The organism is Arthrobacter pascens, assembly GCF_017052465.1.
In the GTDB taxonomy this organism is placed as follows: Bacteria; Actinomycetota; Actinomycetes; order Actinomycetales; family Micrococcaceae; genus Arthrobacter; species Arthrobacter pascens.
The window spans coordinates 247994-264148 of the sequence record NZ_JAFHKT010000145.1 but is presented as its reverse complement, the minus strand read 5'-3'; the positions used below and the strand labels follow the sequence as shown (position 1 = coordinate 264148).

Sequence of the window (16155 nt, the reverse complement as noted above, 5' to 3'; positions counted from 1 at the left end):
CGCGGCAGTTTCCTGAGCCGCGGCCGACAGCCACGGACACCGGTTCCCCAAGTTCCCGGCTGATTCTCTGGAATCAGCCGGGAAAGGGGACCAAACTGTTCTCATGGAACACGACTCGACTCTCCAGCACGAGACAACACTGGAACACGCCCTTGATGTGGCGCGGGCCAACCAGAAAGAGGCGCAGCGCCTCCTGGACGAAGCCAAGGCCGCGCATACCGCCGGCGAGGTCGGCCAGGAACGGGTTGCCCAGTTGGAACGCCTGCTCGACCTGGCCAACATGGATCTCCGACGGGTCATGCGGGAGCAGTAGGTTCCTAAGGCCGTTCCTCCCCGGGGCACCGCTCCTCAACACTGTGGATAACCGCCTGGAGGTCACGGGCCTGCCCTAGGCTCTTCGTGTGCGCACAAGCTACGCCCCGAAGAGCTCTACGCGATGAGCGTCAGCTGGACCGCCTACAGGCGCGCCCGCCGGCGGTCCCGCCAGGCATGGGCTGTCCTTGCCACTCTCACGGTCTTCGTCGCAGCGGGCGTGGCGTGGTTCTTCACGGCCGGGCAGTTCCTGGCCGCTGAACCTGCCGTGTCCGGCCCCAGCGAGGCTCCGGTCTTCGATGCCACCTGGATGAAGCCTGTGGTGCCGCCCCGGCCGGTGCCCGAAGGCGCCGCGTTGGCGGCACTCGAATCTTTGCCCGTCAAGGGGCGGGCGCCCAAAAACGACTATGACCGGTCCGCCTTCGGCCAGGCCTGGCTCGACGCCGACCGCAACGGGTGCGACACCCGCAACGATATCCTCCGCCGCGACCTCGCCGACGTCGTCTTCTCCAAGGGCTCCAAGTGCAAAGTGGCGTCAGGGATGTTCCTTGACCCCTACGTTGGGGCGCGGCTCACCTTCAGGCGCGGCGCCGACTCCAGCAAGGCCGTCCAGATTGACCATGTGGTGGCACTGGGGGATGCCTGGCAGAAGGGCGCCGCGCAGCTCACCGCGAAGCAGCGTCAGAATCTTGCCAACGATCCGCTCAATCTCATCGCGGCCGACGGTCCGGCGAACCAGGAGAAGAGCGCTTCGGATGCAGCCAGCTGGCTTCCCAAAAACAAGGCGGTCCGCTGCCATTACGTCGCGCGGCAGATCTCGGTGAAGGCCGCCTACGGCCTGTGGGTGACCCAAGCCGAAAGGGACGCCATGGGCCGTGTGTTGGGCTCGTGCCCCGGACAGCAGACCATCATCGCCCGGCTGGCTGAGTGACCGGCGTCAGTGCCCGAACGGGTCCGGATCCACGCCCGGCATCCAGGTCAGTCCGGGAACGCCCCAGCCGCTTTTCTTTGCCTGCTTCATGGCTTTGCGCGCGTAGCGGTCGATGAGGCGGTTGACGTAGAGCTTTCCGTCGAGATGGTCGAATTCGTGCTGGATTACCCGCGCGAACCAGCCCGTGGCTTCGAACTCAACCGGCTGCCCGAAGCCGTCGAAACCCTTGACGCGCGCCCATTCCGCGCGCTTGAGGGGATACTGGCAGCCGGGGAAGGAGAGGCAGCCCTCCACTTCCTCGTCCGGATCAGGCAGGGCACCTGACACCTTGGACAGGGTGAGCACGGGGTTGACCAGCACGCCGCTCGGCGGGGCGCCGTCCTCGTTGTCGTACTTGTAGACGAAAATCCGTTTGCCCACACCGATCTGGGGAGCGGCCAGGCCGGCGCCGTTCGCGAGGTCGTTCGTTTCAAACATGTCGGCAATCAGCTCGCGGAGCTCGTCATCGAAAACCTCGACTTCGGCGGCCCGGCGGTGCAGGACAGGCTCACCCCAGATGGTGATCGGCAGAACGGTCATGTCGGATGGTTCCTTTGGTGCTTCGGGTGCTAGTGCCGGCAACGGCGAAACGAAAAAGGCTGCACCGGATAACCGGTGCAGCCTTTGTGGTTGGACCGCATTCTCATGCCATCCTTCGTGAGGGTGAGCGACGGGGGTTGAACCCGCGACCTCCTGGACCACAACCAGGCGCTCTGCCAACTGAGCTACGCCCACCATGTGCCTCCGCGGCCTTCCGGATTCACCGGCTGGCTTGAAAGGCAACGTCAAATAGTTTACCTGCTGTTCGGGGGTGCTTTTGCCACTTTTGGCGTTTTCGGCAAAATTTCCCTCAAACGTGGCGCAGATTACTCTTACGGCTCCCGCTTCGCCGGTTCCGCCTCGGCCTGTGCGGGCAGGATTCCCCCGGCCAGCCCCTGCCGGCCTGAGTGGTCCTGGATCAGCTGATCGACGGCTGAGGGTTCGGCGGAAATTCGCTTCGAGATCTGCAGGGCGGTGGCGCTGTCCGGACCCGGTGCGGGCACGAAGACCGCCTCCCGGTAGTACCGGAGCTCGTCGATGGAATCCTTGATGTCTCCGAGCGCGCGGTGTCCGCCCAGCTTGGCGGGGGCCTGGAAGTATGCCCGGGCGAACCAGCGCCGGGCCAGTTCTTTGATGGTGCTCACGTCGATGACCCGGTAGTGAAGGTGCTCCACCACGGAGGCCATGTCGCGGGCGAGGAAGACCCGGTCCGTTCCCACGGAGTTGCCGGCGAGCGGGGCCTTGCGCGGCTCCGGAACCCACTTGCGGATGTAGTCCATAACGGCTTCTTCAGCCTCGGCCAGTGTTTTCCCTGCCGGGAGCTCCTTCAGGAGCCCGGACCGCGTGTGCATGTCGCGGACGAAGTCATTCATCTGGGCGAGGGCGGACTCCTCGGGCTTGATGACCACGTCCACGCCCTCCCCGAGGATATTGAGTTCGGAATCGGTCACCAGCGCGGCGACTTCGATCAGGGCGTCGTTGACGGTGTCGAGACCGGTCATTTCGCAGTCGATCCAGACGATGCGTTCGTTAGATATAGGCACCCGATCAGCCTACCGTTTCGTGGTCGCGGAGCCGTCCGATGCTAAGATTTCGGGTACGTGGCGCCGCTGTGACCAGCCGCCGCGATCCTTTTCTGGCCGGTTGCACCCGGCAGGAGATACTGGAGCACGCCCACAAGAGATTGGACAGTCCTGACATGACGTCGCCTGTGCCCGAGACGGAGGAAGAGGCTACCGGCACTTCCACGGACTTGGCCCTGGCGGAGGTGGACAACGCCTGGTCGCCCATCCTGTCCGGTTTCGTCGGTTCGCTTTTCCTGGTGATCGGTTCGCTCGGCGTGGGCTGGCTTGCCCCGGCGTCGGAGCTGCGCCGGATGCCGCTGTTCATCTGGATGCGCACCGAGGCATTCGGTGTGGCCCTTTCCATCGTCCTGATCGCTATCGGCGGCATGTTGCTGGTGCGGGCATGGCTCAGGCTTGGGCAGCGGGTCCGCGTCTGGGGTCCGGCGGCACGAAAGGCCACGCTCGGGGCCGTCGCCGCATGGGGGCTGCCCATGATGTTCACCGTTCCCCTGTTCAGCCGCGACGTCTATGCCTACATCGGGCAGGGCAGGCTCATGGTTGAGGGCTTCAACCCCTACGAGAATGGCATTTCCGCGCTTTCGAATTACTTCCAGCTCGGCGCGGACAAGATGTGGACCGAGGCCCCTGTTCCGTACGGGCAGCTGTTTCTTTGGATCGAGCAGTTCGTTGTCTGGTCCACCAACGTCCACCCCGAGGCAAGCATCATGCTTTTCCGCCTCGCCGCGGTGCTGGGTGTGGTGCTGTGCATCATCTACGTTCCCAAGCTCGCCGAACTGCACGGGGTAAATCCGCACCGGGCGCTGTGGCTCACTGCGGCGAACCCGCTGTTCCTGACAAATTTTATCGCCAGCGTGCACAATGACGCCCTCATGATCGGGCTCGCCCTTGCCGGCCTGTATTACAGCGCCACGCGCCGCGTGATCCTGGGAATAGCGCTCGTCACGCTGTCCATCTCCGTCAAGCCCATCACGGTGGTGTTCCTCCCGTTCATCGGGCTGCTCTGGGCGGGCAAGGACGCCGGCTGGCTGCGGAAGTTTGCGTTCTGGGGCCTGACGGCGGGAATCAGCCTCGCCCTGCTGTACGCCATGAGCCTCGTGAACGGTTTCGGTTTCGGGTGGATCAACGGCCTCTCGGCTCCGGGCAGCGTCTGGATCTGGTACGCCCCGGTGGGGCTGCTCGGCCTCGTGGTGGCGTCCATCGCCAACGCCTTCAGCCTGGACGGGTGGGGCCTGGCCAAATGGGTTTACGACGCCGGCAAGGTGCTCGCCGTCGGCATCGTCGCCTGGCAGATTTTCAAGGGAGACCACGACCGCATCATGCGCCGGCTGACACTGGCCTTTGCCGCCGTCGTCGTGCTCGCCCCCATGATCCAGTCCTGGTATGTGGTCTGGCTGATCCCGTTGTTTGCCGTCACGGGCATCCGGGACGACTGGCAGGTCAAGGCCCTCTACTTCATCGTGTCCTTCTTCATGGTCTATGCCATCTCGGACCAGCTGGAGGTCTTCCCCTATCTGCAGTCCGAGGACCTCGGGCTCGCGCTCGCCCTGGCAAGGAACGCGGCCGCCATCATCGCCCTGCTGTTTGCCCTGTACCTGATCTTCATGGATCCCCGGACAAAGCTCCTGTTCAGCAAGTCGGACCAGCCGGTCACCACCCGGCCCGTTATCTGACGGACAGGTTTTTCAGAGCCTCCCTGCGTGACAGGGGGCTCAGGGACTGGCCGTGGCGTTCCACAAAGCCGACGACCCAGCCGGGGTCCGTCTTGGCGTATTCGCGGAGGGCCCAGCCAATGGCCTTCCTGATGAAAAACTCCGGGTCTGCCATGTTGGGCTCAATCACCCGGGCGAGCAATGCGGTGTCGGTTTGGTCCTTCGCCGCGAGTTGGGCCGTGATGGAAGCCCGCCGGAACCAAAAGTCCGCATCCGCCGACCAGCCCAGCAACACGGGCGTGACCTCCTGCCGGTGCGCCTGCAGCAGGGCGCAGAGACGGTGGGCCACTCCGTCCACGAAGTCCCAGGACGCGCCGCTGCGGATGATCTCCGCATAGACGGGCAACATCGCCAGGTCCCCGGCCACCAGGCGCAGACCCGTGAGGTCGATCGCCGCATAGCGTTCCTCGCGGTAGTCCGCCCCGCGCCACAGCGTGAGTACTGTTGCCCGCAGTTCATCGGCGGACGCAAACGGATAGGCGGCAGCGGCGGCCTTCACGGTGCTCCGCACGTCCGGCACCCGCACTCCCAGGGATGGCATGGCGGACTTCATGTAGGCCTGCGCGCCCGCACCGCGGGCTGGATCGGCACCGGAATGCAGCGCGGAGCGGATAGCGGCCAGGACATTCTCGTTCACCATGCAGCCAACATAGCCGCTCCCGCAAACGGCGGCTTTTCTTGGGGGAGGGGTCCTGGCCGGGAGCATCCCGGTCCCTGCCGCCCCGTGGTCCTGGAACGCGCCGGATCCTAGAGTAAGCAGATGATGAACATGATCAAGAGCCCCGATGAGATAGCCCTCATGCGCGAAGCCGGGCGGGTGGTGGCCAATGCCCTGGCCGCCGTCCGCGAGGCTGCCGCCGTCGGCGTTTCCCTCAAGGAACTCGACGACGTGGCGGCCGCCTCCATTGCCGACGCCGGCGCCACGCCGGCATTTCTCAACTACCGGCCGCGTTGGGCTTCGGTTCCGTTTCCAGGGGTCATCTGTACGAGCGTCAACGACGCCGTCGTCCACGGAATCCCCAACGGCTACCGGCTGCAGGACGGGGATCTGCTCAGCGTGGACTGCGGCGCGTTCCTGGAAGGCTGGTGCGGGGATGCCGCAGTCAGCTTTGTCGTGGGCACCGCCGATCCCGTTGACCAGGAGCTCATCGCCGCAACGGATGCAGCCCTGGCCCGGGGGATCGAGGCCGCACGCATCGGAAACAAGATGGGTGACCTGGCCTATGCCATCGGCGGTGCGGCACAGCGGGCGGGCTACGGGCTGCTGGCCGACCACGGCGGGCACGGCATCGGCCGCACCATGCACGCAGAACCCCCTGTACCCAACAGCGGGCGTCCCGGCAGGGGACTCAAGCTGACGGAAGGGCTCGTGATCGCCATCGAGCCGATGCTCATTCTTGGCGGCGACGGCGACTATTACCATGACGACGACGAGTGGACCCTGCGCTCCGCGAACGGCCGCCGTGCCGCGCACAGCGAGCACACCGTGGCTGTTACCGCCGAGGGCCCGGTGATCCTCACACTGCCGTGACGCTGAAATTCTGAGGCGCCGGCGGCGCGGCTACGCAGGAGCCCCCGCGGCGGCCTGGGTGCTGCGGCGAAGCATCACTTCGCCCGTTACCGAAACTGTCGTGCCGCCGTCGCCGCCCGGACCCCCGCCGACGCCGGCCGGAACGGCCAGCCGGCCCATCTCCTCCAAGGGGAGCCGCACGGTGGACAGGGCGGGGCGGAAGTCGCGCAGTGTTTCGATGTCATCGAACCCGGCTACGGCGGCGTCCCGCGGGATCCGCAGGCCCTCGGAGCGCAGCGCCGCGGCGGCGCCTATTGCCATGACGTCATTGACAGCAAATATGCAGGGCCGGGAAGCACCGGACGGTGTGGCCTGTGCCGCCTTGATCCGCCCGGCGAGTACGGTACCGGCCTCGTACCCGCCAGCGCGGTCGAATCCGGTGCGCAGGACCTCGGCCGGTGCCAGCCCCGCGCTTTCCAAGCCGCGCTGGAAGCCCCGGATGCGGTCATCGGACGTGAGGAGGCCCTCCGGTCCGCCGATCACCACAAAGCTGCCGGAGTGGTTCCCGGCGAGTTCGCGGGCAAGCTCCGCGGACAGATCTTCATTGGGGACAGCAACGACGTGGTATCCCTCCGGGGCTTCAGCCCCCACGACCGGGTGGCCTACGACGCCCACCCTTCCGCCGTTGCGGCAATACCGGTCGAGCTCCGCGGCGAGGCCGGCATTGCCGTCCCGGTCCTGCAGCCTGGTGGAACGGGATCCGGCTATCACGATCGAGTCCGCCCGGCGGGCGGCGAAGGCGGCGGCCGCGGCCTGCTCGTCCTCGGGCGTTCCGCCGGTGGTGGCCAGCAGGAGCATCTTCCGCTGCTCCCGCGCGGCGGCCTGCACGCCGCGGGCGATGGCCGAGAAGTAGGGATCAGCGATGTCGTGGACAATCAGCCCGATGAGGCCCGAGCTCGACTTGGCCAGGCCCTGCGCCTGGGCATTCGGAACATAGCCCAGTGACTCTGCGGCCTTCCGGACCCGCTCCGCGATCTCGGGACCAGGCGTCCTGGCGGACCCGTTGAGGACGCGGGACGCCGTGGCGGGGGAGACCCCGGCCAGTCGGGCCACTTCGGTCAGCGTGCTTGCAGCCACAAAGAACTCCTGTTCAACAGCCTCAGTTTCGGGCAACTTCGGCGATGCCCACATTATTGCAGTTCGAGGCAGTTCGGGGAAAGCGCTTGCCAAGCGCGTGGTCCGTTATGCATGATGAGAGCAGCGGGAATGCGCTTTCCCGACTTATTCACGCTTCGCCGACTACCTGAAGAGGACACATGGGCTTCGAAACAAAGACGATCCGCATAGCCATGAACGGCATTACCGGCCGCATGGGCTACCGCCAGCACCTGCTGCGGTCCATCCTGCCCATCCGCGACGCCGGGGGCCTGACCCTCGAGGACGGCACAAGAGTCCAGGTCGAGCCGATCCTGGTGGGCCGAAATGAGGCCAAGATCCGCGAACTCGCGGAGCTCCACAAGGTGTCCGAGTGGACCACCGACCTGGACGCGGTCATCAACGATCCCACGATCGACGTCGTCTTCGACGCGTCCATGACCAGCCTGCGTGCTGCCACCTTGAAGAAGGCCATGTCCGCCGGCAAGCACATCTTCACCGAGAAGCCGACGGCGGAAACGCTGGAAGAGGCGATCGAGCTGGCCCGCATCGGCAAGGAAGCCGGGGTTACGGCCGGGGTGGTCCACGACAAGCTGTACCTGCCCGGCCTGGTCAAGCTGCGCCGCCTCGTGGACGAGGGTTTCTTCGGCCGCATCCTCTCCATCCGCGGCGAGTTCGGTTACTGGGTCTTCGAAGGCGACGTCCAGGCTGCCCAGCGGCCGTCCTGGAACTACCGCAAGGAAGACGGCGGCGGCATGACCACGGACATGTTCTGCCACTGGAACTACGTCCTGGAAGGCATCATCGGCCAGGTCAAGAGCGTCAACGCCAAGACCGCCACCCACATCCCGGCCCGCTGGGACGAGGCCGGCAGGGAGTACGCGGCCACCGCCGACGACGCGTCTTACGGAATTTTCGAACTCGAGACCCCGGCGGGCGATCCCGTCATTGGCCAGATCAACTCCTCGTGGGCGGTCCGGGTCTACCGCGACGAACTGGTGGAGTTCCAGATTGACGGCACGCACGGCTCCGCCGTCGCCGGCCTCAACAAGTGCGTCGCGCAGCAGCGTGCCCACACCCCCAAGCCGGTCTGGAATCCCGACCTGCCCGTCACCGAGTCCTTCCGCAGCCAGTGGCAGGAAGTTCCGGCCAACGCGGAGCTGGACAACGGCTTCAAACTGCAGTGGGAGGAATTCCTGCGCGACGTCGTGGCCGGCCGGGAGCACCGCTTTGGCCTGCTGTCCGCAGCCCGCGGCGTCCAGCTCGCCGAACTCGGCCTGCAGTCCAACGACGAACGCCGCACCGTCGACATCCCGGAGATCACGCTCTGATGACATCGCTGATCCTCCCCACCTCCGACGGCGGCACGTGCCAGTACCGTCTCAATGCCGCCCCCTCCTGGTCCAAGCCCGGAAGCCCGCTGACGTCGCGGCGGGCGTACGCCGCGGCCCACGTCATCCCGGAAGTCACCGCCGACAGCACGCCAGGCGCCCCGGCGCGCCTGGACTGGGAAGCAACCCTCGCCTACCGCCACGAGCTCTGGTCCTACGGGCTTGGCGTTGCCGACGCCATGGACACGGCGCAGCGCGGCATGGGCCTGGACTGGGATGCCACGCAGCAGCTCATCAAGCGCACCGGGGTCGAGGCTGCCTCCGTTGTCTCCGCCGGCGGGCCTGCCACGGCCGGCAAGAGCGTCCGGGACCTCGTCTCGTGCGGTGCCGGGACGGACCAGCTGGACCCCGCGGCGCTTCCGGCGGCCGCCGCAGGAATCGAGGCCGTCCTGAACGCCTACCGCGAGCAGGTCGCCGTCGTCAGTGAAGCAGGGCCGAAGGTCATCCTGATGGCGTCCCGCGCGCTGGCCAAGGTGGCCACCGGGCCGGATGATTACCTGCACGTCTACTCGACGCTCCTGCGCGAAGTGGACCAGCCCGTCATCCTGCACTGGCTCGGCACCATGTTCGATCCCGCGCTGGCAGGGTACTGGGGCTCGGACGACGTCAGCGAAGCCACTGCAACGTTCCTGTCCCTGATCCGGGAGCACGCCGACAAGGTGGACGGCGTGAAGGTGTCCCTGCTGGACGCCGGCCACGAAGTGGCCCTGCGTGCGGCCCTCCCTGACGGCGTCCGGCTCTACACGGGCGACGACTTCAACTACCCCGAGCTGATCGACGGCGACGGCACCCGCCACTCCGATGCCCTGCTGGGCATCTTCGCCGCCATCTATCCGGCAGCGTCGGCGGCGCTGCAGAGCTACGACGCCGGCGACAGTGCCAGGGGCCGCGCGATCCTGGACTCCACCCGGGAACTGGGCAAGCACATTTTCAGCGCCCCCACGTTCTACTACAAGACCGGCATCGCGTTCCTGTCCTGGCTCAACGGCAAGCAGCCGGGCTTCCAGATGGTGGGCGGACTGCATTCCGGCCGCTCCGTGGTGCACCTTGCCACGACGTTCGAACTGGCGGACAAGGCCGGGCTGCTGAAGGATCCCGCCCTTGCCGCGTTCAGGATGTCGGACTACCTGCGCATCAACGGGGTGGGAGTATGAGCGGCTTTCGTTCAGTGCCCGATTTTTCACGGTTGTCCCTGAACAGCGCCACCACGAAGAAATGGACCCTGGCCGAGGCAGTTGACGGCTGCGCCCGGGCAGGTATCCCGGCCATCGGGCCATGGCGGGACATCGTTGCGGAGGCGGGCCTGGATAAGGCGGCCAAACTGATCAAGGATGCCGGACTCCGCGTGTCCTCGCTGTGCCGGGGCGGTTTCCTCACGGCCCCCGACGCCGCCGGGCAGGCTGCCGCGCTCGCTGACAACAGGGCCGCGGTTTTGGAGGCCGTGGCGCTGGACACCCGGGAACTGTTCCTCGTGGTCGGCGGGCTGGCGCCGGGGGAGAAGGACGTGGTGGCCGCCCGCCGGCGCGTGGCCGACCGGCTCGAGGACCTGGTGCCGTTTGCGGTGGAGCAGGGGATCCGGCTGGTGCTCGAACCCCTGCACCCGATGTACGCCGCGGACCGTGCGCTGATCTCCACGCTTGGGCAGGCACTTGATCTTGCAGCCCCCTACGACGCGGAGGCGGTGGGGGTCGCCGTCGACACGTTCCACGTGTGGTGGGATCCGGAGCTGCGAGCGCAGATTGAACGGGCCGGCCGGGAAAACCGGATCGCCTCCTACCAGGTGTGCGATTTCAACCTTCCCATCGCCGCCGATGCGCTGCTGTCCCGGGGCATGATGGGCGACGGCATCATCGATTTCGCCACGATCGGCACCTGGGTCAGGGACGCCGGCTACACCGGCGACATCGAGGTGGAAATCTTCAACCAGGGCATCTGGGACGCCGACGGCGACGACGTTCTCGCGACCATGAAGGAACGGTACGCGGAACTCGTGCTGCCCTTCGCCTAAAGGGAGGTCATGGCACCGGCAGCGGCACGGGACAGGCCGGTGCCGGTGCCATTCGCCGTCCCCCTCGCCGCGGAATCGTGCTGACCGTCCCCTTACCCGCGCTCGCCGCGCCGCGTAGGGTGATGCTCACGCATGAAATAGACGCTCAGGCCAGGAGGCAGGCTGATGAATCACAGGGGCAAGGACGCCGTCGCGTCCGTTGTTGTGGCGGTGTCGCCGAAAAGGGTCTGGAAGGCACTCACCGACCCCGCCGAAGTCAAAGAGTACCTCCTCGGCACCACCGTCGCCTCGACGTGGCGTGAGGGCGATCCGGTGACGTTCACCGGGGAGTGGAAGGGGAAGGCTTACGAGGACAGGGGCACCGTGCTGGAGAGCAGGCCCAACGTGCTGCTTCGCATCAGCCACTACAGCCCGCTCAGCGGTCTCCCGGACGTCCCCGAGAACTACCACACGGTGGAGTACCGCCTGTCCCCGAGGACTGAAGGAACCGGAGTCACCATCGTTCAGGGCAATAACCGGGACGACGCCGAGGCGGAGGAATCCTTCAAGCTGTGGGACATGGTGCTCGGCAACCTTAAGGAGTATCTGGAGCGCTGAACGGGGAACAGGCCCGGGTACCTGGCAGCCGCGTTCTCCGGACGTCGGCTGTGGCTTTTAGCGGCGGCGTGTGGCCGATACCCGACGCCGGTGCTCAGCCGCCCGGAGCTGGATGATCCGCGCAGCGCCGGCCATGGCCACGAGGACGCCGCCGCCCACTGCGGCGATGAACAGCGCGATGCCGAGGGCCACCGCACCTTCCAGCCCGAAGAACTTCACCTGGACCAGTTCCTGGTTCTGCAGGATGAAGACGATCAGCAGCACAAGGACCACCAGTGCCGACGCAACCGCGGCCCAGATCATGCCGGCCCGGGTGACCTGGCGCTTTGGTTCCCCGTTGCCCGCAGATTTGCCCGCCGATTTGCCCGCAGGCGGGGTGGAGGTTCCGTCATAGCCCGGAAGGGCGTCCGTGCCGGGCCGGAGTTGCCCCACCTCGGCGGCAGGACGCTGCTCTTCCGGCGGCGCTTCCGGCGGCGGAGCTGCGGCAGGTTCCGGCGCCGGAGGGCGTGATGCCTGCTCCTCGAACGGGTCGCGATCAGAACGGTTCTGCGGCATGCCAGTGAATCCTTCCGGTGTCCGCCCCATACAGGGCGGGGTGCGTGGGCGCCGGCGCCACAACACTGTCCCGGCGCCCACTCCGATCATAGGCACGTTTCCCCGCCTATAGTAAGCATGCTTGGCATCCGGTTCTGCCGCGTGTCGGGGAGGGAGCGGCAGCGGGAGCGGCTTGCTGAGAGGAAAGTGGGCTGCAATGAAGAAGAGGCTCTGATCTGCAGTGTGCAGGCCAGAGCCTCTTTGGCTGGTGCCCCAGGAGGGAATCGAACCCCCGACCGGCGGATTAGAAGGCCGCTGCTCTATCCCCTGAGCTACTGGGGCAGGTGGGTACCCGGCAAGTTCCCGGGTGCCTCAAAAAGTCTACATTGCCTTCCGGCCGGACGGCGGCAGGGCCGGGAAACGTTTCGCCCGGACGCTTTCGCCCCGGACGACGCTGGTCTGCCGGGGTTATCCACATACGGCACTTCAGCTCTCCCGGGAGCGCCGCGGGCGGTTGATGCTGGAAATGCCTGCTAGGGCAAGACACATCGAGACAGGACACCAAGATGACCGACAACATTACGGTCCGGGGCTTCGTCGCCTCGGAGATCAGGACATCCACCACCCCGGGCGGCGTGGCAACGGCCTCCTTCCGCCTCGGGTCGACCGACCGCCGGTACGACCGTGCCAGCAGCGCCTGGGTGGATGGCAACACGAACTGGTTCACAGTCCAGGGCTACAGGCAGCTGGCCGGAAACATGGGGTGCAGCATCAAGAAGGGCCAACGGGTCATTATCGTCGGCCGGCTGAAGATGCGCAGCTGGGAAAAGGAAGGCCGGATCTACCACGTCGCGGAGATAGATGCGGAGTCCGTGGGGCACGACCTCATGTGGGGTTCGGCCAACTTCACCCGGACTGCAGCCATCAATCCCCAGTCTGCCGGGGCGGCCGCCGCCGGTGACGGCACCGGCGGGCAAGCTGCTGACTCCGACCCCTCGGACCGGGGCGACCTGGACGGGGACGGGGAGGAAGACGACCGGGACCACGACGCCGCCGAGACCGGCGTGTTCATCGACGACGCTTCAGGAGAAACCCTTCAGCTCGACTCCGAAACGGGCGAGCTCACCGGAGCGGCGGCCTGACCGCCGGAGCCGTGCGGCACCGTACCCCCGCGGCGCCGCATGGCAGAATGGCACCGTGACAAGACCCAAGGCACCCCAACCGACCACGGCTTTACTGCAGTCCCTGACCAGGAGGCCGGCCAGGATCGCGGTCGCCGGGCTGCTGCTCTCGTCCCTGGCTGGGTGCGCGTCCGCCGCCGGCCCCGAGTCTCCTGCAGTCGGCTCTCCTGCAGTCGGCTCTCCTGGATCGGGTTCTGCATCGTCGGGTTCTGCAGGGGCCGCTTCGGCATCGCCAAGGCCCGCGGCTGCCTCGGGTGCAGGCCCCGGAACGGCCACCGCCAAGCTGCAGAAAACCATGACCGACACGCTGGGAGCCGTGGCCGCGGCTGCCCCGAAACCCGGCACTGAGCAGATCAGGCAGGCCCTGGCCGCCGCGGGCGTTCCTGCCGCCACCCTGGAAGTTTCAGCCGGCCTGACGCCCACCGGGCTGGACGTGGATTCCATCGAGGCGGCGTTGGTCCAGGGCAGGGAATGCGTCATAGGCCAGATCCGTGACGGCAAAGTGACTGTGACCGTACTGCCTGTGCTGGCGAGCGGGAAGTGCTTCGTCGGATCTCCCGCCTGACGCTCCGAATGTGAGTTATGCCCGTCAACCCACTAGATTTGGAACCATGGCGGAATTTATCTACACAATGACCAAGGCCCGTAAGGCTGTTGGCGAAAAACTTATCCTCGACGACGTCAGCATGTCGTTCTTCCCGGGCGCCAAGATCGGTGTTGTTGGTCCCAACGGTGCCGGTAAGTCCACCATCCTGAAGATCATGGCAGGGCTGGACACCCCCTCCAACGGCGAGGCGCGGCTGAGCCCGGGATACACCGTGGGCATCCTGCTCCAGGAGCCGCCGCTGAACGAGGAAAAGACCGTCCTGGGCAACGTCCAGGAAGGTGTCGGCGAGATCTACGGCAAGATCCAGCGCTTCAACGAAATCTCCGAGGAGATGGCCAGCCCCGACGCCGACTACGACGCGCTGCTGGAGGAAATGGGCCACCTGCAGGAAGCCATTGACGCCGCCGACGCCTGGGACCTCGATTCCCAGCTCGAGCAGGCCATGGACGCCCTCCGCTGTCCGCCCGCTGATGCCGACGTCACCCTGCTCTCCGGCGGTGAGCGCCGGCGAGTGGCGCTCTGCAAGCTGCTGCTGCAGAAGCCGGACCTGCTGCTCCTGGACGAGCCCACCAACCACCTCGACGCCGAGAGCGTGCTGTGGCTGGAACAGCACCTCTCCAGCTACGCCGGAGCCGTTCTGGCCGTCACCCACGACCGGTACTTCCTGGACCACGTCGCTGAGTGGATCGCCGAAGTGGACCGCGGCCACCTTTACCCGTATGAGGGCAACTACTCCACCTACCTGGAGAAGAAGCGTGCCCGCCTGGAAATCCAGGGCAAGAAGGACGCCAAGCAGGCCAAGCGCCTCACCGAAGAACTGGAATGGGTGCGCTCCAACGCCAAGGGCCGCCAGACCAAGTCCAAGGCCCGTCTTGCACGCTACGAGGAAATGGCGGCCGAGGCTGACCGGACCCGCAAGCTGGACTTCGAGGAAATCCAGATCCCGCCGGGCCCCCGCCTCGGCGGACTGGTCCTGGAGGCGAAGAACCTGCAGAAGGGCTTCGAGGACCGCACCCTGATCGATGGTCTCTCCTTCTCGCTGCCGCGCAACGGCATTGTCGGCGTCATCGGCCCTAACGGCGTCGGCAAGACCACGCTTTTCAAAACCATCGTCGGGCTCGAACCGCTTGACGGCGGCGACCTGAAGATCGGTGACTCCGTCAAGATCTCCTACGCGGACCAGAGCCGCGGCGGCATCGACCCCAACAAGACGCTGTGGGAGGTCGTGTCCGATGGACTGGACTTCATCCAGGTGGGCAATGTTGAGATGCCGTCCCGCGCCTACGTGGCGGCCTTCGGATTCAAGGGCCCGGACCAGCAGAAAAAGGCCGGTGTGCTGTCCGGTGGTGAGCGCAACCGCCTGAACCTCGCGCTGACCCTCAAGCAGGGCGGCAACCTGCTGCTCCTCGACGAGCCCACCAACGACCTCGACGTCGAAACGCTGAGCAGCCTCGAAAACGCCCTGCTCGAATTCCCGGGCTGCGCCGTGGTGGTCTCGCACGACCGCTGGTTCCTGGACCGGGTGGCCACCCACATCCTGGCCTACGAAGGCGACGACGAAAACCCCTCGAAGTGGTACTGGTTCGAGGGCAACTTCGAATCCTACGAGGAAAACAAGGTGCAGCGGCTCGGCCCCGACGCCGCGAAGCCGCACCGCGTCACCCACCGCCGCCTCACCCGCGACTAGCCGCCACTGTAAAAGGCCGGTTGTGAACTGCTCCCCGAAGGTTGGACTGAGAAATCAGTCCTTACCGTCGGGGAGCAGTGGCATGCAGGAGAGTAGTTCGTTATCTGAGGACCCTTGAGGGACGAGGCACAGGCGCTCGCCGCGTAGGAAGTGGCAAAGCAACAAATCTTTTCGAGGCTGTGCCGGGGCTGGCAGCCTTGCGACCGGCTGGAGCAGGCGGTTTTTCCTCGTATCAGGAAGATCCAACCCCGCTCACGTATCTGAAATTGCCGCCGAGTTCCTGAGCCAGTGCCCTCAAATCTTTGCCGCTTGGAGGCTCATCCAGTGCTTCCGACATGTCCACTACCATCCAGTTCCCGCCCTCAACAATGGTCAGCGGCTGCGCCGAATCACTGTGTAGCTGGTGCTCGGCATTTCGGGCCTCTTCGGTCTTGAACCACACAACCTGGACACGGTTTGCGCACACGACGTATTCAGCCGTGAAACCTGCAAGGTCCGGATTGATGATGGGATCCGTCTTAGGCTCGTCATCGCAGCCGATCACGCCGGCAACAGCTCGACGGGCATCATCGACAGAAGCGAATTCCCTGTACTGGAAAGCGGCTGCGGGTTGCGTGGTTGTAGATTTCTGCGGCACAGCAGCAGGCTGCGAGTTGACCGCGCAGCTTGTGAGACCGACAATCACCCCAATTGCTGCGATGGGTGCCATGCCCTTGCGTTTGCCTGTGATCATCATTGATTCCCCATCCCCCCCAGAGGTTAGTTCAGTCATCCTTCCATACGACCGGCGGGGCGTAGCGAGTCCAACTTATGGGGACCGGTTCACAGCGGGAACCGGCCTTTCGCATGCCCGCGGGCAGGAGGACGGG

At 65.9% G+C, this 16155-nt stretch carries 17 protein-coding genes and 2 tRNA genes; 11 read left to right on the top strand and 8 right to left on the bottom strand.

The genetic code is table 11. The features are described 5' to 3' along the window. Nucleotides 1-103: 103 nt before the first annotated feature. Nucleotides 104-313, top strand: coding sequence for a hypothetical protein (locus JYA52_RS15650; RefSeq protein WP_205654069.1), 210 nt, complete (start codon nt 104-106; stop codon nt 311-313). Nucleotides 314-436: 123 nt separating this feature from the next. Further along, a complete protein-coding gene (locus JYA52_RS15645) occupies nt 437-1243 on the top strand; it encodes an HNH endonuclease family protein (protein WP_205654068.1) in 807 nt (268 codons plus the stop codon). Nucleotides 1244-1249: 6 nt separating this feature from the next. On the opposite strand, the gene def is transcribed toward JYA52_RS15645, so the two are convergent. The 3 genes from def to orn form a co-directional block, all read right to left on the bottom strand. After that, entirely contained in the window at nt 1250-1822 is a 573-nt protein-coding gene (gene def, locus JYA52_RS15640; RefSeq protein ID WP_205654067.1) for a peptide deformylase, read from the bottom strand. 122 nt (nt 1823-1944) lie between these two features. Next, nucleotides 1945-2017 (bottom strand) — tRNA-His (locus tag JYA52_RS15635). A 137-nt stretch (nt 2018-2154) separates the two neighbouring features. Beyond that, on the bottom strand, nt 2155-2865 hold the full coding sequence (orn, locus tag JYA52_RS15630; protein ID WP_205654066.1) for an oligoribonuclease: 711 nt from the start codon (nt 2863-2865) through the stop codon (nt 2155-2157). A 155-nt stretch (nt 2866-3020) separates the two neighbouring features. Here orn and mptB point away from each other — a divergent pair, with 155 nt between their 5' ends. Further along, nucleotides 3021-4577: a polyprenol phosphomannose-dependent alpha 1,6 mannosyltransferase MptB gene (gene mptB, locus JYA52_RS15625; RefSeq protein ID WP_205654065.1), complete on the top strand. Its 1557-nt coding sequence runs from the start codon at nt 3021-3023 to the stop codon at nt 4575-4577. Here mptB and JYA52_RS15620 read toward each other — a convergent pair. After that, complete coding sequence (locus tag JYA52_RS15620; RefSeq protein WP_205654064.1) at nt 4570-5256, bottom strand: DNA alkylation repair protein; 687 nt, start codon at nt 5254-5256, stop codon at nt 4570-4572. The genes mptB and JYA52_RS15620 overlap by 8 nt on opposite strands. A gap of 123 nt (nt 5257-5379) precedes the next feature. Between JYA52_RS15620 and map the strand changes: the two genes are divergently transcribed. Beyond that, nucleotides 5380-6147 (top strand): type I methionyl aminopeptidase, encoded by a 768-nt coding sequence (map, locus tag JYA52_RS15615; protein WP_205654115.1) that lies wholly within the window; start codon nt 5380-5382, stop codon nt 6145-6147. Between the two features lie 30 nt (nt 6148-6177). Here map and JYA52_RS15610 read toward each other — a convergent pair whose 3' ends face one another. Next, complete coding sequence (locus JYA52_RS15610) at nt 6178-7263, bottom strand: LacI family DNA-binding transcriptional regulator (protein ID WP_205654063.1); 1086 nt, start codon at nt 7261-7263, stop codon at nt 6178-6180. A 179-nt stretch (nt 7264-7442) separates the two neighbouring features. Between JYA52_RS15610 and JYA52_RS15605 the strand changes: the two genes are divergently transcribed. The 4 genes from JYA52_RS15605 to JYA52_RS15590 all read left to right on the top strand — a co-directional run bounded on the left by JYA52_RS15605 (nt 7443) and on the right by JYA52_RS15590 (nt 11277). Beyond that, the gene (locus JYA52_RS15605; protein WP_205654062.1) at nt 7443-8612 is read left to right on the top strand and encodes a Gfo/Idh/MocA family protein; all 1170 of its coding nucleotides are present in this window, start codon (nt 7443-7445) and stop codon (nt 8610-8612) included. Continuing rightward, nucleotides 8612-9826: a dihydrodipicolinate synthase family protein gene (locus JYA52_RS15600; RefSeq protein ID WP_205654061.1), complete on the top strand. Its 1215-nt coding sequence runs from the start codon at nt 8612-8614 to the stop codon at nt 9824-9826. Before JYA52_RS15605 ends, JYA52_RS15600 begins: the two co-directional genes overlap by 1 nt. A 14-nt stretch (nt 9827-9840) precedes the next feature. Then, on the top strand, nt 9841-10680 hold the full coding sequence (locus tag JYA52_RS15595) for a TIM barrel protein (protein WP_205654114.1): 840 nt from the start codon (nt 9841-9843) through the stop codon (nt 10678-10680). 165 nt (nt 10681-10845) lie between these two features. Continuing rightward, complete coding sequence (locus JYA52_RS15590; RefSeq protein ID WP_205654060.1) at nt 10846-11277, top strand: SRPBCC family protein; 432 nt, start codon at nt 10846-10848, stop codon at nt 11275-11277. 57 nt (nt 11278-11334) lie between these two features. On the opposite strand, the gene JYA52_RS15585 is transcribed toward JYA52_RS15590, so the two are convergent. Both JYA52_RS15585 and JYA52_RS15580 read right to left on the bottom strand, forming a co-directional pair. Then, entirely contained in the window at nt 11335-11832 is a 498-nt protein-coding gene (locus JYA52_RS15585; protein WP_205654059.1) for a LapA family protein, read from the bottom strand. A 245-nt stretch (nt 11833-12077) separates the two neighbouring features. Continuing rightward, a tRNA-Arg gene (locus JYA52_RS15580) sits at nt 12078-12153 on the bottom strand. A gap of 224 nt (nt 12154-12377) precedes the next feature. On the opposite strand from JYA52_RS15580, the gene JYA52_RS15575 reads away from it, so the two are divergent. From JYA52_RS15575 to ettA, 3 genes are read left to right on the top strand one after another with little or no spacing between them, the layout of a single operon-like run. Next, nucleotides 12378-12953 carry a single-stranded DNA-binding protein gene (locus JYA52_RS15575; RefSeq protein WP_205654058.1) on the top strand — a complete coding sequence of 192 codons (576 nt, stop codon included), beginning with the start codon at nt 12378-12380 and terminating at the stop codon, nt 12951-12953. 55 nt (nt 12954-13008) lie between these two features. Beyond that, nucleotides 13009-13557: a DUF6993 domain-containing protein gene (locus tag JYA52_RS22525; RefSeq protein ID WP_307869387.1), complete on the top strand. Its 549-nt coding sequence runs from the start codon at nt 13009-13011 to the stop codon at nt 13555-13557. A 46-nt stretch (nt 13558-13603) separates the two neighbouring features. Continuing rightward, nucleotides 13604-15286 (top strand): energy-dependent translational throttle protein EttA, encoded by a 1683-nt coding sequence (gene ettA / locus JYA52_RS15565; protein ID WP_205654057.1) that lies wholly within the window; start codon nt 13604-13606, stop codon nt 15284-15286. A 232-nt stretch (nt 15287-15518) separates the two neighbouring features. Here ettA and JYA52_RS15560 read toward each other — a convergent pair whose 3' ends face one another. Beyond that, nucleotides 15519-16022, bottom strand: a complete 504-nt coding sequence (locus JYA52_RS15560; protein WP_205654056.1) for a hypothetical protein — start codon at nt 16020-16022, stop codon at nt 15519-15521. Nucleotides 16023-16155: the final 133 nt, after the last annotated feature.

Coding starts and splice junctions, on each gene's coding strand:
- JYA52_RS15645 (WP_205654068.1), top strand. CDS start 437: ATGAGCGTCAGCTGGACCGCCTACAGGCGCGCCCGCCGGCGGTCCCGC.
- JYA52_RS15585 (WP_205654059.1), bottom strand. CDS start 11,832: ATGCCGCAGAACCGTTCTGATCGCGACCCGTTCGAGGAGCAGGCATCA.
- mptB (WP_205654065.1), top strand. CDS start 3,021: ATGACGTCGCCTGTGCCCGAGACGGAGGAAGAGGCTACCGGCACTTCC.
- JYA52_RS15605 (WP_205654062.1), top strand. CDS start 7,443: ATGGGCTTCGAAACAAAGACGATCCGCATAGCCATGAACGGCATTACC.
- JYA52_RS15590 (WP_205654060.1), top strand. CDS start 10,846: ATGAATCACAGGGGCAAGGACGCCGTCGCGTCCGTTGTTGTGGCGGTG.
- ettA (WP_205654057.1), top strand. CDS start 13,604: ATGGCGGAATTTATCTACACAATGACCAAGGCCCGTAAGGCTGTTGGC.
- JYA52_RS15600 (WP_205654061.1), top strand. CDS start 8,612: ATGACATCGCTGATCCTCCCCACCTCCGACGGCGGCACGTGCCAGTAC.
- JYA52_RS15620 (WP_205654064.1), bottom strand. CDS start 5,256: ATGGTGAACGAGAATGTCCTGGCCGCTATCCGCTCCGCGCTGCATTCC.
- JYA52_RS15650 (WP_205654069.1), top strand. CDS start 104: ATGGAACACGACTCGACTCTCCAGCACGAGACAACACTGGAACACGCC.
- map (WP_205654115.1), top strand. CDS start 5,380: ATGAACATGATCAAGAGCCCCGATGAGATAGCCCTCATGCGCGAAGCC.
- JYA52_RS15560 (WP_205654056.1), bottom strand. CDS start 16,022: ATGATGATCACAGGCAAACGCAAGGGCATGGCACCCATCGCAGCAATT.
- def (WP_205654067.1), bottom strand. CDS start 1,822: ATGACCGTTCTGCCGATCACCATCTGGGGTGAGCCTGTCCTGCACCGC.
- JYA52_RS15575 (WP_205654058.1), top strand. CDS start 12,378: ATGACCGACAACATTACGGTCCGGGGCTTCGTCGCCTCGGAGATCAGG.